Origin of the sequence: Glutamicibacter sp. AOP12-B1-11 (assembly GCF_052379245.1) — a bacterium.
Taxonomy (GTDB): domain Bacteria; phylum Actinomycetota; class Actinomycetes; order Actinomycetales; family Micrococcaceae; genus Glutamicibacter.
The window spans coordinates 28,348-42,740 of the sequence record NZ_JBQSYL010000010.1 but is presented as its reverse complement, the minus strand read 5'-3'; the positions used below and the strand labels follow the sequence as shown (position 1 = coordinate 42,740).

The window sequence follows — 14,393 nt, the reverse complement described above, 5'->3', positions numbered from 1 at the left end:
ATCCCGGCAACGGATCGCTCGCGCCCATCAGGCCTGCTGGCAGATTGGCCATCCGAAACTCATTGAACCAACGTGTACAAGTGCATTGGCTCTACCGCCAGCGGAAAGGAACCGACCGTCATGTTTGGTCGTACTTGGCTCCAGAGACGAAAATAGTTTCATGGCTTCAACTTTGACCCTCGTCTCCCGCCCGGCACTACCCCGCGAAACTTTCGATTCGCTCATCGACCATGTGGGCAAGGCCCTGCCCCTCGCCGCCGACGCCGCCTTGAGCGTGCAGCATTCAGCCGAGCGCATGGTGGCAAGGGTGCGCATCGAGAATGCTGATTCGACCGCATTGCGAATCGAGGCGCAAGAGGCCTTTGACGCCTACGTCGCAACCGGTGCGCTTGCGGCTGCGGACGCCTGCGTGACCGTGGTGGATTCCGCGCTGACCGATGCGCCGCGCATGCTGCTGCTGATGGATGTCGATTCAACCCTGATCAAGCAGGAAGTCATCGAATTGCTTGCGGCCCATGCCGGGCGCGAGGAGGAGGTCGCCGCGGTCACCGAAGCTGCGATGCGCGGGGAATTGGACTTCGCCCAATCGCTGGTTCAGCGTGTGGCCACACTCAAAGACCTGCCGGAAACCGTCTTGAGCGAAGTCATTGCGCGCGTGGTCTACTCCGACGGCGCACGCGAACTGGTGCAGCGCTTCCATGCAGCCGGGCACCTGGTCGGCGTGGTCTCCGGCGGATTCCAACAGATCCTGGACCCCTTGGCGGCAGAGCTCAAGCTGGACCACGCGCTGGCAAATACCCTGGGCATCACCGCGGGTCTGCTCGACGGCACCGTGCATGGCCAGATCGTGGATCGCGCCATGAAGGAAAAGATGCTGCGCGCCTGGGCGGCCGAACACGGCATCGGCATGGAGGCAACCATCGCCGCCGGGGACGGTGCCAACGATTTGGACATGGTCAACGCCGCAGGACTGGGTGTAGCCTTCAACGCGAAGCCGGCGCTGCGTGAGCAAGCGGGCGCGCGCATCGATTTTGGCCGCCTGGATGTGATCGCCGACCTAGTATTGAATGACCTGGCGGCCTGAAATCCAACAACTCGATAACAATTCAGGCGATTGCTCACACAACACCGCGTGTCGGTTGCTCCACCCGTTAGTATTTCTTTTGGTGCATTGCTGTACTTGGAAGTAATAATTCACGTACCGTGCCCGACCCCAATCGCTTTTCGAAAGAGCTAACAGACAAGTGCAGACTCCCTCCCCGGACAGTTCATCCTCACCCTCCGCTCGCAACGGTTCCAAGGGCAAGGCCAAGAGCAAGGCCAAGCCCTGGATCATTACCGGTTCGTGCGTGGTGGCTGCCGCGGCGCTCTATTTCGGCGGTGCAGCCTTCGTGAGCGCCCAGATCCCGGCTAATACGAGCATCGCCGGGGTGAACATCGGTTCGATGAGCCAGGACGAAGCACGAGCTGCCCTGAGTGAATCCGTGGCGCCCTTGGCGGAGGAGCCCTTCGAGGTCCTGGTAAATGCCCAGAGCTACAAAATTGATCCGGCCAAGGCGGGGCTGACGCTCAACATCGATGACACGGTCGCGGACCTGACCGGATACGAAGCAAACCCGGCCGATCTGCTCGATCGCTTAACCGGCAAATACACCGCCACCGCGAGCATCGACGTAGACAACGACAAGCTCAACACCGAACTTCAGGCGCTGGCCAAGAAGGCAAACGCCGAGGTCGCCGAGGGAGATGTCACCTTCGCCGAGGGCAAGGCAACGCTCGTCGCGCCCGTTGATGGCGTCGTATTGAAGCAAGATGAGGCCGCCAGCTTGCTGAGCGAAGAATGGCGCATCGGCGCCGCCGGGATTGAGCTGCCCAGCGAGGTCACCAAGCCGGAGATTTCCCCCGATGCCTTGCAGTCCTTCTATGACGACCAGGTGAAGTCCTTGCTCAAGGACAAGGTCACCTTGACCTCAGATCAGAAGAAAGTCGACATTTCGACCGCTTCGATCGCCGCCGCGGCCAGCTACACGCCGAAGGACGGCGCCCCGGCCATCACCCTGGACGACAAGAAGCTTTTCAACGCGGCGACCAAGAATTCCGAGCTGAGCAGCACGGCCAAGAACGCCCGCATCACGCTGGCAAACGGCAAGCCCACCATCAAGAAATCGGTGCCCGGTGTCGCGCTCGAGACCAAGGGCCTCGGTGCCAAGGTACTGGCCGCGACCGAAACCAAGGAACGCACCGCAAAGGTGGTGCTGAGTGCTTCGGAAGCCGACTTCACCACCGAAGACGCCAAGAAGCTGGGCATCAAGGAAGAGATCGTCGAATTCTCGACCCCCTACCCGGCCAATGACACGGTCCGCACCAAGAACCTGCGTGCGGGCTCGGCACGCATCAACGGAACCGTGATCGAGCCCGGGGAGAACTTCTCGCTGCTCGAGGCCCTGGGCCCAATCACCGTGGCCAACGGCTACTTCGGTTCCGGTGTGGTGGTCGACGGCTTCTCCACTGAAGCAGTTGGCGGCGGCCTGTCGCAGATCTCTACCCAGTTGTACAACGTCGGCTTCCTTGCCGGCTACGACGACGTCACCCACAAGCCGCACTCCCGCTGGTTCGAACGCTACCCGGCGGGGCGCGAAGCCACCCTGTGGGAAGGCTCGGTCGACATGATCTGGAAGAACAACTCCCCCTATGGTGTGATGATCCAGGCCTGGGTATCCGGGGACCGGGTGCACACTCGGCTGTGGAGCACCGATTATTGGAAGGTCTCGCAGAAGAGCTCGGGCAAGTACAACCAGACGAACCCGGAGATCAAGTACAACACCGCCAAGGAATGTGTTTCCGAAAGCGGCGGGCAGAAGGGCTTCACCATCGACATCACGCGCAATCGCACGACGGTTGACGGTTCGAAAACCCTGCCACCGGATGTCAAGAGCTGGACCTACCAGCCATGGCACAAGGTGGTCTGCGGCGAGAAGCCGTAACCGCACAACTTCCCAGGGCGCCTTCTGATTATTCAGGAGGCGCCCTTTTGATCCATCCGGCAGGCGGGAACCAACCATGGGCACAGCATTGGCCGCAGAATTTCTTGGTTTATACGACGAGCAGCTTCGCACCGATGCAGAAACGCCGAGCGCGCTCAACGTGGCACGGCTCGGTCCACTGCGCCTGGTGAGCTTCGCGAAGGGCCGAGGGTTCATCACCTACCCGCACGTTGACCGGGCCAGCGGGATTGATCTTTCCAGCCTAGTTGGCGAGGCATTGACCCACTACGAACTAGCGCCCGAGATCACCCGGGTTGAGTGGAAGACGCGCGGCCACGATCATGCACCCGGACTGCACGACGAGTTGCTAGCCCATGGATTCGTTGCCGAAGAATCCGAGTCCATCATGATTGGGCCGGCAGCGGATCTCGCGGTGGACGTCGAGTTGCCGGCGGGCGTTCGGCTGCGCCAAGTTTCAACCGAGACAGAAGTGCGCGCGATGTGTGCGATGCAGGATGAGGCCTTCGGCGATCCGGTGTCGGAGCATCACGCCGAGGCGGTGTTGCAGCGCCTGGCCACCGATGACGGGATGGAACTCTGGGTTGCCGAAGCCAATGGGCAGATCGTCAGTGCCGGAAGGCTTGAACCCGTTCCCGGAACGCAATTTGCAGGCATCTGGGGCGGCGGAACCCTTGAGCAATGGCGCGGAAGAGGGATCTACCGTGCGCTGACGGCTGCCCGGGCCCGCTCCGCGCTGAAGTTGGGCAAAACGCTGATCCATAGCGACTCTACCGAGTACTCCCGTCCCATCCTCGAACGCTATGGTCTGCTGAAGGTCTCCGCAACCACCCCCTATCAGTGGACATGCTAACCTCAGCGGATTCTTCGCTGGCCAGCCACGACGGCATGCCCCCTCGATAGGATGCTTAAAAAGCCTGTTGCCCGCCCCCAACTATGGGGGCGGGCAACAGGCTTTGGAGTTGATCAGCTGATCAGCAGGTAGTTACTGGCCTGCCTGCTTCAGGAAGTCCTCGGCGCCGCCAACGTACTCGGTGTGACCGGTTTCCACCTCGGCGAAGACCATCTTGGCAACCTCGGCGCCGAACTCCTCGACGGAGTACAGCTTGCCGGCGGCCTCGCGGCGGGCCTCGATGGCGCCTGGTTCTACGCGGTTGAGCAAGGTCGCGGTGATGGTGCCCTCGATCATGTCGCCGGAGACGACAACGAAGTCGATATTCTTCTCGGCCAGCCTCGGGATGAACTCGCGCAAGGCGTCTTCACCCGCACGCTTGGACTGCGCGACTTGGTCGTAGGCATCCATGGTGGAGACCTGCTTGATGAAGTGCGCCTGGTGGCTGGTCACGAAGACCACGCGGCCGCCCTCGCTCAGCTTTGGCAGGGCCGCCTCGAGCATTGCGACCTGCGCGTCACGGTTCAAGCGCAGCGCGTAGTTCTCCCCCATGGAGGTTTCCATGCCGCCGGAGGCGTTCAGCACCAGCACGTCGAGGGAACCGAAGTTTTCGACCGCTGCGTCGACCAAGGCCTGCGGGCCCTCGACGGTGGTCAGGTCCGAGCCGACGGCGACAGCCTTGCCGCCCTTTTCCTCGATGGTGCTCACGATCTTGTTGGCTCGTGGCGCCTTAGCGCGGTAGTTGATCACCACGCCGACACCCTGTTCGGCGAGGATCTGTGCGGTGACAGCGCCGATGCCGCGGGAAGAACCGGTGACAATTGCACCCTTGTATTCGCTCAACTTTTCTTACTCCTTAGGATGATTGAAGATTGGGGGTAGTTCTAGTGGCCCATGCCCAAGCCGCCATCGACCGGGATCACGGCACCGGAGATGTAGGCCGCTTCGTCGCTGGCAACCCAGCGGACCACGTTGGCAACCTCTTCGGGTTCGGCGAAGCGGTTGGCCGGGATGGACTGCAGGTACGACTTCTGGGTTTCTTCCGGAAGCACGGCGGTCATTTCGGTATTGATGAAGCCCGGGGCGACCACGTTGGCGGTGATATTGCGCGAACCCAGCTCGCGGGTCAGCGAACGGGCGATACCCACCAGTCCGGCCTTGGACGCGGCGTAGTTGATCTGGCCCGGCGAGCCGTAGAGCCCCACCACCGAGGAGATGAGCACTATGCGCCCACGCTTCAGGCGCAGCATGCCCTTGGTTGCGCGTTTGATCACACGGAAGGCGCCGGTCAGGTTCGTATCGATCACCGAGGTGAAGTCGTCTTCGCTCATGCGCAACAGGAGGGTGTCTTTGGTAACACCGGCGTTTGCGACAAGCACCTCGACCGGGCCGTGAGCCGCTTCGACCTCTTTGAAGGCCGCGTCGATCGACTCCGCGTCGGTGACATCCGCCTTCACGCCCAGCAGCCCGGCAGGCACCTCTCCACTGCGGTAAGTGATCGCTACCTTGTCGCCGTTAGCTTCGAAAGAACGCGCAATGGCCAGGCCGATTCCGCGGTTTCCGCCGGTGACCAGTACGCTGCGGCCGTTGGTGGTATCCGTGCTCAATGTTTTTCTCCATCCATGCATCTCCTGCACGCCGTCGATTTGCGGGCGAAGGATCAGGCACTTTGCTTAGGTCAGTAGCTACTCCGAGAACAATCCTATTAGCTACCCCGCAGTATTACCGCTTCGACGGCATGTAGAAATTCGGTTCTCACAGGCTCAAGTGAGAGAATAGGGGCAGAAATAACCCCGTTGAGCGAAGTTCGAAAGCCATGTCACACCAGCACTCGAACCCCGGTCCCAAGGACCAGCCGGTTCATCGCATTACCGAAGCGCACGAGTCCCATAGCTCCGAGCGCGATCTGCGTGTACGCAAATACACGATATCCATGACCGTGCGCATGGTGTGCTTCATCCTGGCTTTCTTTTTTGAGGGCTGGATTCGCTGGGTCATGCTGGCCGGGGCGATCGTTCTTCCTTATATCGCGGTAGTCATCGCCAATGGCGGTGCAGATCTGACCAAGCGTGAGCCGCCGGCGGAGTTCTTCACGGGCACCGAACCGGAACAGCTTGAAAACAAGGTCCAGGCCACCGGGGTCGAGGAACCAGAAGTGGTCATCATCGACGGCACACTTATCGAGCCCGCCCCGCCAACCGAGACTCCGAAGGAGCAGTAAATGGATCTGCTAGGTTCGCTTGGTGGCGCAAATTCCGCCCCGGCCCCGGTGCAGTGCTCCCGCAAGGGATGCCGCCAGCCAGCCGAATTCCAGCTTTTGTGGAATAACCCCAAAATCCACACCCCGGAACGACGCAAGATCTGGTTGGCCTGCCAAGAGCATCGCGAATGGCTGGAGACCTACCTCAAGGAACGCTTGCTCTATAAGGAAACCCTGCCAATGGGCGAAGGAGCCAATCAGTAAATGTACCGTTTTTTGGCCAGCACCCGCTGGGTGGGCTGGTTGCTGCTCGTCGTGATCTTCGCCGCAGCCTGCACGGGTCTTGGCAAATGGCAGGCTGATCGCCGCGCCGAAGTGCTCACCGCGATCACCCACGTGAACAACAACTACGATGCCGAACCGGTCTCCGGGAATGCGGCCCTGGCCAAGTTCGACGCGCTGCCCGAAGAAGATACCTGGATGACGGTGAAGCTCACCGGCCAGTACCTCGCCGAGGACACACGTATCGTGCGCAACCGCATCAAGGCGGCCCGTCCGGGCTATGAGGTGCTGGTGCCTTTCCGCACCGAAACCGGCGCCACGGTCATTATCGACCGCGGCTACCTGCCCATCGGCAACTCCGAAAACGGTCGCCCCGATGAGGTCCCGGCTCCCCCAACGGGCACCGTCACGCTGGAGGCTCGGCTGAAGCCAACCGAAGTCAAACTGGATCGTGGTGCCCCCGAGGGCCAGCTAGCCTCCATCTTCCTGCCGGGCTATGCCGCGGATCTTGGCTACCCAATCGCCGAAGGCGCCTACGGCATCATGTACGCGGAAGATCCGGCGCCGGCCACGACGCCGCTTGCGCTGGACAAGCCAGACACCGATGAAGGCCCGCACCTGTCCTACTCCTACCAGTGGTACGCCTTCGGCGTGCTTGCCTTCGTCGGCTTCTGGTACGCGGTGAAGCAACAGCGAAAGATCAACGCCGAAGACGCCGCCGAGCTGGCCGAGGCGAAGGCACTGGGCTTCGACGAACCGGTGCACCGGGTGCGCAAGCTGCGCGCAAAGCAGGAGAAGAAGTTCAGGCGCGACGGCACGCTGACCGACGAGGCCTACGAGGACGCGATGCTCGATGAACCGCGCGACGCCGGCTCCTCCAGCGAATCGCGCTGAGTACAGCAAAACTTCAGACCCTAACCGGAACTCGGTTAGGGTCAGTTGTTTCAGCTGAGAATCTGCCCCCAAGCGAGGTGCGTCGGCATCTTGGATCAGCCCCCCGGGTTGCTGCTTGCGTCCAGGGATCGTCTCCACATCGCAGGCTGGTATCCGAGCTCCAACGAGATATCTCGGTGCCCTAGCCATTTCGCCAGTGATTTAGCGACCCGGAATATCTTGGAAAATTTTGCCCGGGATTGCGTCAGGCTACCGATAATTTACAAAACGTTGGTTCGGCGGCCGGTTCAAGTCAGTTGAATCTGTTGAATCGCAGGAAGGCGCGGAGCGCTGTGTGCGGAACCAGTCGTTCCGGCAGCTTGCGCTGTCCTATCTTGAGCGGATTGAACCGTACTGCGGTGAGACCAATCTATACCCCCCTGCATTAATTTGCGGTTGGGGCGATTGGGTAACCATCAGAACAGGTTCAAAATTGTGAAGCTACTCCAAATCCAGTGGCTAGAGATTCTGAACAACGAATCAGCTACCGTGATGGTCGCATCTGATCAACTGACGTTCTTACAATTGGTGAAAACTGTATGCGATTCCGAGAGTGCGGCACGCCAGACGAGTTAGATTGTGAACCTGCTGGAACCGAACAATTTTATAACGGACGATCCACTGCTGCTGAATTAGCTCAGATCTTCGCCGTGCCCAGCTGCAATTTCTTGAAGCGCTGCGAGATGACGCCTAAATGCGGCAGTTCCTGCCGGAGTCGCACGCACCCAAGTACGTGGTTTATTTGCGACATACCCTTTTCGCGGCACAACATAGCCAGTTTTTTGCAGGTAGCTGATCGCTTTGCTAAGGGTTGAATCTTCTGTTTCAATCATGTCCCGCAATGTTGCAAAATCGAATTCTGCGTCTTCTCGCACCGCGGCCATGAGCGAAAACCGAACTGGTGTGAGCAAAGCATCATCCAGTTGGTGTCGTGGATGCTGTTTCTCATTCTCTCCGCCGCTCATGATCGTTGCTTGCTAAGTAACGCGCCGAGAGCCATGGGAAGCGCAACAACGATCGCGCTTACGACTCCAACTACAGGAGAGTCCCATGTCGTGCGTATAGCGACCAGCATGGACAACTGGTACAAGAAAAACGACAATCCGAAAGCGAACCACTCTTGATCTCTCCAGTGGGCACCGAGTTTGACCAATCCTCTGCTGGAGGCACCTAAAATGACCAGCGCCAACATTAACATGCTCATTACGAACTGGGCGAGAGCGAACCAGGAAAAATAGAGCGAGAAAATCGCGATTCCTAAGTAGAGGGCCGCTGCGAGAGTGCCAAGCCGAGTACGGAGGTTCAGCGGCGCGAGATTCCATGCTCTGCGACTCTGCTGCACCTGGTTCCCGGTGCGCCGGCGCCCGGCCAACGTGCTCGCAGCCATCGGTAAGACTATGAGCGCTGCGGTTACAAGACACATCCACCACGGTATGGCGATTCCCAACATACTTGCAGTCGGCAATGCCGCAAATAAAAGGACGGCGAATAAGACACTAACCAACTTGCGACCTTTCAACACAATAACTGCTGAGGCCGATTCCCGATGATTAGCACCCTGAATCAATAACGTGTACATAAGCATGGGCAGGATTAGCAATGTCGCACATAGCCGCCCGGCGTATGCATCCGAAATGCCAAGATGCCCTAGAGGTCCGGTAAATACCAACAGAAAAGTTGCTATATATGTAAAGAACACCGCCGGTTTCCATTTGCTACGGGCGGACTGGAGGTTCTGGGCCACTAGTTCCTGTGTGCGAGCATCTACCCGTTTGGCCTCCTCCAGCATTCGAGCGGCAGTCTTCGGGTCGGGGTGCGGCCACCCATCAAGACCATCGTCAGCAGGTGAACTATCCATACTTCCAAGATAGCAGGAACTTTCTCCTTGGAAAGTGGATATGGATCAGCACTTCAACCGGCTACTTCGAGCCAGAACCTGTTAATTCCGATAGTTTTAGCCAGGTGCTCAAGTTCCCGGAAGCGTGCACCGCCTCCGGATTTTCTAATATCCCCGTCTTTGGACGAATTTTCACGAGCCGACGGCAGACAGTGCAGACTTAACCTCACGGCTGGATATAACACCAAGGGCCGGCACACTGTGCAAGTGTGCCGGCCCGCGATGAATGTGCAGTCGCTGATTTAGGTCAGTGAGACCAATTCCAGGTAGCCGTCGTTGAACAGGTCTTCGTCGCCATCGGGCAAGATGACCACGCGTTCAGGCTTCAGGGCCGACACCGCGCCCTCATCGTGGCTGACCATGACCACGGCACCCGGGAAGGTGGACAGCGCGCCAAGCACCTCTCCGCGCGAGGCGGGGTCGAGGTTGTTAGTCGGCTCATCGAGCAAGAGCACATTCGCGCTGGAAGCCACGATGGTCGCCAGGGCCAGACGGGTCTTCTCGCCGCCGGAGAGCACCCCGGCGGACTTGGACACATCATCGCCGACGAACATGAACGAGCCGAGGATCGAACGCACGTCTGCATCGTTGAGGTGATCGGGCGCGTTGCGGCGCATGTTCTCCAGCACGGTGGCTTCGGTATCCAGGGTGTCGTGCTCCTGGGCGAAGTAGCCGATCTTCAGGCCGTGGCCCGGAACGATCTCACCGGTGTCTGGTTCGGAGACACCGGCCAGCATGCGCAGCAAGGTGGTCTTACCGGCACCGTTCAGGCCCAGGATGACTACCTTGGAACCGCGGTCGATTGCCAAGGACACGTCGGTGAAGATTTCCAGCGAACCATAGGCCTTCGACAGGCCCTCGGCCATCAGCGGGGTCTTGCCGCAAGGGGCAGGATCCGGGAAGCGCAGCGCCGCGACACGATCGTTGGCACGCACATCCTCGAGTCCCGAGAGCATGCGGTCCACACGCTTGAGCATCGACTGGGCGGCGGAGGCACCGGAGGCACGGGCCTTCATCTTGTTGGCCTGCGCCGTCAAGACCGAGGCCTTCTTCTCGATGTTGCCGCGCTCGCGCTTGCGGGCGCGCTCGTCGGTTTCGCGCTGGACCTGGTAGCGCTTCCAATTCATGTTGTAGACATCCACCGTGGCGCGGTTGGCGTCCAGGAAGAGCACCTTGTTCACGGTGGCGTCCAGCAGGCCGGTATCGTGGCTGATCATCAGCACGCCGCCGGCATAATTCTTGATGAAGTCGCGCAGCCAGGTGATGGAGTCGGCGTCCAAGTGGTTGGTCGGCTCGTCAAGCAGCAGCGTTTCGGCGTCCGAGTAGAGGATGCGGGCAAGCTCCACACGGCGGCGCTGACCACCGGAGAGCGTGCTCAACGGCTGGTCCAGGATGCGTTCTGGCAGATCCAGATTCGAACAGATCGCGGCGGCTTCGGATTCTGCGGCATAACCGCCGGCGGCCATGAACTCGGCTTCCAGTCGGTCGTAGCGGCGCATGGCCTTGGCGGAGATGCTGGCGTCTTCGCTGGCCATCTCCTCGCGGTTCTTGGCCAGCTTGTTCAGCACGATATCCAGCCCGCGGGCCGCCAGGATGCGGTCGCGCGCGAGCTGCTCCATGTCCGGAGTCTTCGGGTCCTGCGGCAGGTAGCCGATGGAGCCCTTGTTTGACACGTCGCCGCCGGTTGGCTGGGTTTCCCCGGCCAGAACCTTGGTCATGGTGGTCTTACCGGCACCGTTACGACCCACCAGTCCGATCTTGTCGCCCTTGTCAATCCGGAAGTTTACTTCGTCCATCAGCAAGCGGGCGCCGACGCGTAGCTCAAGGTTGGCTACGGAAATCATATGGTGTGGCCCTTTCGAAACGGGGTAAGGAAAATCTATTGGCCCTATCAAGGGCAACTTTACTATCCTACCGGTCGCCCAGCTGGGTTATGCCTTACTGTGTGCGAATCGACATCGGAAGCAAAAAGCCGCCGCCCGCCACCGGGTCTTGGTGGCGGGCGGAGGCAGGTGGCTTAGCCGCGCTGCGTGGAGCGGAAGTCCTTCATCTGAATCAGCCGGCGGCGCAGCGACGCCTCGCGGCGCAGATCCGAGCCGCTGGTCTTTTCGATATGCTCCTTGCCGAAGCGCCACAGCAGCACGTCGTCGAGCAGCCGGTCCGGCCCCGGAGAATACCGGTGGTCCAGCGCCGCGCGGACCTCGGTGACCACGTTCGCGTCCAGGAGCTCGGCCAGCTGCCAGGTCGCGTCGATGCCGTGCGCGCCGAGCAGTTCGGCAGCCCAGGACCAGTCGTCATCGCGTTTGCGGTCCACATGGGGCAGCAGGGTCTGCCAGATTTCACCGATCTTCTCCCCCGAGAGCTTCTCGGCGCCCAGCCCCTGCCGGTCGTGATAGCCATTCATCCGGTGGTAGAGATCGTCGATGTCGGTGAAGTAGTTCTCCACGGTTTCGAGCATCGCGGAGGTCGCGGTGAAATGCCGGTCGATCTGCGGGTTCCAGGCCGCCTCGCCGGGATGCTTAAAGCGAATATCGTGCTCCATCTCGCTCCAGGCGTGCTGGAGCACCGTGCGGATTTGCACCTCGAAGACGAAGTTGCCGCTGGGAACCACCGGCTTGCCCAGGGCCTCCTGGAATTTGGAAACACTCGGTTCATTGCGGGTTTTGAGCAGCAGGTGGCGTGAGGAGTAGCCGTAGGTTCCGGATTCCACCGAACCGATGTCCTTCTCCCGGTCGCTACGGCAATCGAAGTCCTCGCGGTGGGCCTTGATCAGCGTAGCGACCTGCTGGATTTCGTGGGGCAGCATCACGATGATGCGCAGCCCCACCATGTCGTGGATTTCGCGCAACGGGTTGGGGAATTCGAGCACCGGGTTTGTTTCCGGGGTTTCCTGCAGCTGGCGCGAGGCCTTGGACCGGAAGGACTCCGGAGTCTTCACCCTTCCGGTCACGAACAAGGGTTGGACTTCACTGCCGTGGAACAACGAACGGATCTTGGTTTTCATCGCGCTGAGCACCTCGTCGAGCTCGGCACCGACCGCTTCGAAACGAGTAACTGCCTCGTCGATCTGGTCGCTGAACTGTGCCGGTTCGGTGCTGCTGGTCGATTGATCCATAGTCTTGCCTCCTAGTGCGGTGAAATGCAATAAGTCCTTCGTATGCTGCTAAACGGGTGGAAGCCTTAGGACTGCGGACGCGAAAGCCGTTTGGCCATATCCTCGTACAATGGCGCCTTGTCATCGTTCTTCGGCTTGGCCGCGGTGGCTGGTGCGCTGGCCGCCGGAGCCTGCTTCAGCGGGGTGACCTTTTCGGCACGCGACTGGGCAATCGCCTCGGCACGGGCCCTGGCGATGGCATCCTGGTGATCCTGCTCCAGCTGGGCTACGCGTTCGGCTTCGGCCTGCTGCGAGTCGGTCAGCGCGGCGTTGTAACCGTCATCGTAGGCGACGCCGTACTTCTCGGCGTTGGCCGCATCTTCATCGTATTCGTATTCGGCGCGAAGCTTCGAGGCTTCGGACTTCTTCTGGTACATGTGTACGGTCAGGTGGGTGATGGCCAGCAGCACGATTGGCGGCATGGCCGCGACAAGCGCCGAGACCAGCGGTGGCACGCCGTTGACTATCGAGTCCACGGTAAGGATCGCGTGGGTGGAGTTGGCCGCCGTGGACACGATGGCGCCGAAGAACAGCAGCGACCACGGGTAAATCATTGCCTTGCGGTTGAACCCGTTCAGCGCCACGATCGCAACCGTAGCGGCCACGATCATACCGTCGATGATAATTGGCCAGATCCAGGCCAGGCTTGAGTCGATGCCGGAGCGTTCGGCGAGGTCGGTCAGGGCCGCAAAAGATAGGACGAATGCACCGATCGCGATCAAGACCGTGGCACCCACGGCGGTTCCTAGGACGGCGCGGTGAGGCTCGCGCGGAATTTCTGGCTTGTTATCCATGCTGCGGGGCAGACCTTACTTTCGAGAAATGAATAGGAACGTCAACAAAGCGAATGTAGTTACCAGCGGTATCGGGCACCGGCTCCGGAACTATTTTAGCCTCATCGGCTGGGCGTTGTGCGGTGCGCGCTTAGCGCATTCGGCGATCGACAAATCTGGTGCCGGTGATCCGCCCGGCCAAACCCTGGCCGGAACGATCAAAGAGCAAGAAGAGCGAGCTGAGCACCACGTAGCCCAGGACCAGCAAACTCAGCCAGGCCCAGGGGCTGACCGCCCAGATGCTGTCGGCGATTTGGAAGGCGAAGGAAATTCCGCCGAGCCCCAAAAGGCTGCGCAGCAAGGCTTGCCACGCGGAGGCTTCGCGCCGCTGCTTTCCGGCGATACGGATCCAGGCGCAACGCTGACCCAGGCTTGCGCGTCCCGGCGCGAGGGTGGGGAGCAGGAAGACCAGCAGCACGGAGATGGAAGGAATCCACCGCTCGGTCAGGTTGTAGGAGGCCTGCGGTGCGCCCAGTTTTTCGGCGATTTCCAGGACAAAGGTGGTGAGCATGACCAGCGCCAGCACAAAAGCTATATCGAAGGCGTTGGCCATAAAACGGCGCAGCCGGGTGACCTCGCGCGGCGCGGCATTCGCAGCGCTCGATTCGCGGGGTCCGGTCAGCCAGCTGAAGATAGGCAGGTATGCCACGATCGAACCGATCAGGGCGCCGAGGGTGTTGGTCAGCACATCGTCCACGTCCGCCACGCGGTAGGCGCAGGTGTAGAGTCCCCAGATGCCGGTGTACTGGGTCAGCTCGATTGCTAGGCTCGCGGTGAGTCCGATGAGCGTGCCGAGGAAGATGTTGCCGCGCAGCCAGCGAACCGCCAGAATACCTAAGGGCATGAACAAGATCACATTGAATAAGACCTGCCACAGCGTGAAACTCGTCAAAAAGTGACGCATGCCCAGTTCGTAGGACAGCGCGAAGTCGTTGAGAAAGTTCAATGGATTTAGTTGCGGGATGGCCACCCCGGGCCGGCAGAATGCGGTACGTGTTTCGGGCAGCGGAAGCATCGTGTAGCTGAATAATCCAAAACCATAAATCACCGCGGCGCCGGTGGTCAGCGTGCGCCGCCACGATAAGCGACCGTGGCGGTGGTACTGGATTGCGAGCAGGAAGATACCGGCGGCGCCAAGGAACAGAGCAGCGCCGAGCATGGCTATCGTTGCGGGCCAGAACATCGTTTGCATATTTCTAT

At 60.4% G+C, this 14,393-nt stretch carries 14 protein-coding genes; 6 read left to right on the top strand and 8 right to left on the bottom strand.

Annotated elements, in window-relative coordinates:
* The first annotated feature begins 160 nt into the window (after positions 1-160).
* The 3 genes from serB to ACT3UQ_RS07610 all read left to right on the top strand — a co-directional run bounded on the left by serB (position 161) and on the right by ACT3UQ_RS07610 (position 3,855).
* Positions 161-1,084 carry a phosphoserine phosphatase SerB gene (gene serB, locus ACT3UQ_RS07620; RefSeq protein ID WP_444620942.1) on the top strand — a complete coding sequence of 308 codons (924 nt, stop codon included), beginning with the start codon at positions 161-163 and terminating at the stop codon, positions 1,082-1,084.
* A gap of 160 nt (positions 1,085-1,244) precedes the next feature.
* Complete coding sequence (locus ACT3UQ_RS07615) at positions 1,245-2,984, top strand: VanW family protein (protein WP_444636857.1); 1,740 nt, start codon at positions 1,245-1,247, stop codon at positions 2,982-2,984.
* 76 nt (positions 2,985-3,060) lie between these two features.
* Positions 3,061-3,855, top strand: a complete 795-nt coding sequence (locus ACT3UQ_RS07610; RefSeq protein WP_096284293.1) for a GNAT family N-acetyltransferase — start codon at positions 3,061-3,063, stop codon at positions 3,853-3,855.
* A 132-nt stretch (positions 3,856-3,987) separates the two neighbouring features.
* On the opposite strand, the gene ACT3UQ_RS07605 is transcribed toward ACT3UQ_RS07610, so the two are convergent.
* Both ACT3UQ_RS07605 and ACT3UQ_RS07600 read right to left on the bottom strand, forming a co-directional pair.
* Positions 3,988-4,737, bottom strand: coding sequence for an SDR family oxidoreductase (locus tag ACT3UQ_RS07605; protein WP_096288766.1), 750 nt, complete (start codon positions 4,735-4,737; stop codon positions 3,988-3,990).
* Between the two features lie 41 nt (positions 4,738-4,778).
* Positions 4,779-5,501, bottom strand: a complete 723-nt coding sequence (locus tag ACT3UQ_RS07600; protein WP_096288768.1) for a beta-ketoacyl-ACP reductase — start codon at positions 5,499-5,501, stop codon at positions 4,779-4,781.
* Positions 5,502-5,710: 209 nt separating this feature from the next.
* Here ACT3UQ_RS07600 and ACT3UQ_RS07595 point away from each other — a divergent pair, with 209 nt between their 5' ends.
* From ACT3UQ_RS07595 to ACT3UQ_RS07585, 3 genes are read left to right on the top strand one after another with little or no spacing between them, the layout of a single operon-like run.
* Positions 5,711-6,115 (top strand): DUF3099 domain-containing protein, encoded by a 405-nt coding sequence (locus ACT3UQ_RS07595; RefSeq protein ID WP_444620939.1) that lies wholly within the window; start codon positions 5,711-5,713, stop codon positions 6,113-6,115.
* The gene (locus tag ACT3UQ_RS07590) at positions 6,116-6,358 is read left to right on the top strand and encodes an acetone carboxylase (protein WP_444620938.1); all 243 of its coding nucleotides are present in this window, start codon (positions 6,116-6,118) and stop codon (positions 6,356-6,358) included. It begins immediately after the preceding gene.
* Positions 6,359-7,270, top strand: coding sequence for an SURF1 family cytochrome oxidase biogenesis protein (locus ACT3UQ_RS07585; protein WP_444620937.1), 912 nt, complete (start codon positions 6,359-6,361; stop codon positions 7,268-7,270).
* 671 nt (positions 7,271-7,941) lie between these two features.
* On the opposite strand, the gene ACT3UQ_RS07580 is transcribed toward ACT3UQ_RS07585, so the two are convergent.
* The 6 genes from ACT3UQ_RS07580 to ACT3UQ_RS07555 all read right to left on the bottom strand — a co-directional run bounded on the left by ACT3UQ_RS07580 (position 7,942) and on the right by ACT3UQ_RS07555 (position 14,376).
* Entirely contained in the window at positions 7,942-8,274 is a 333-nt protein-coding gene (locus ACT3UQ_RS07580) for a transcriptional regulator (RefSeq protein WP_096288777.1), read from the bottom strand.
* Positions 8,271-9,053, bottom strand: a complete 783-nt coding sequence (locus tag ACT3UQ_RS07575; RefSeq protein WP_141393608.1) for a hypothetical protein — start codon at positions 9,051-9,053, stop codon at positions 8,271-8,273. The genes ACT3UQ_RS07580 and ACT3UQ_RS07575 overlap by 4 nt, the downstream gene beginning before the upstream one ends.
* Positions 9,054-9,448: 395 nt before the next feature.
* Positions 9,449-11,050 carry an ABC-F family ATP-binding cassette domain-containing protein gene (locus tag ACT3UQ_RS07570; RefSeq protein WP_096288781.1) on the bottom strand — a complete coding sequence of 534 codons (1,602 nt, stop codon included), beginning with the start codon at positions 11,048-11,050 and terminating at the stop codon, positions 9,449-9,451.
* 173 nt (positions 11,051-11,223) lie between these two features.
* Complete coding sequence (locus ACT3UQ_RS07565) at positions 11,224-12,321, bottom strand: GTP pyrophosphokinase (protein ID WP_096288783.1); 1,098 nt, start codon at positions 12,319-12,321, stop codon at positions 11,224-11,226.
* A 65-nt stretch (positions 12,322-12,386) separates the two neighbouring features.
* Positions 12,387-13,154, bottom strand: coding sequence for a DUF2637 domain-containing protein (locus ACT3UQ_RS07560; protein ID WP_444620936.1), 768 nt, complete (start codon positions 13,152-13,154; stop codon positions 12,387-12,389).
* A 130-nt stretch (positions 13,155-13,284) separates the two neighbouring features.
* Positions 13,285-14,376: a VanZ family protein gene (locus ACT3UQ_RS07555; protein ID WP_176484295.1), complete on the bottom strand. Its 1,092-nt coding sequence runs from the start codon at positions 14,374-14,376 to the stop codon at positions 13,285-13,287.
* Between the last annotated feature and the right edge of the window lie 17 nt (positions 14,377-14,393).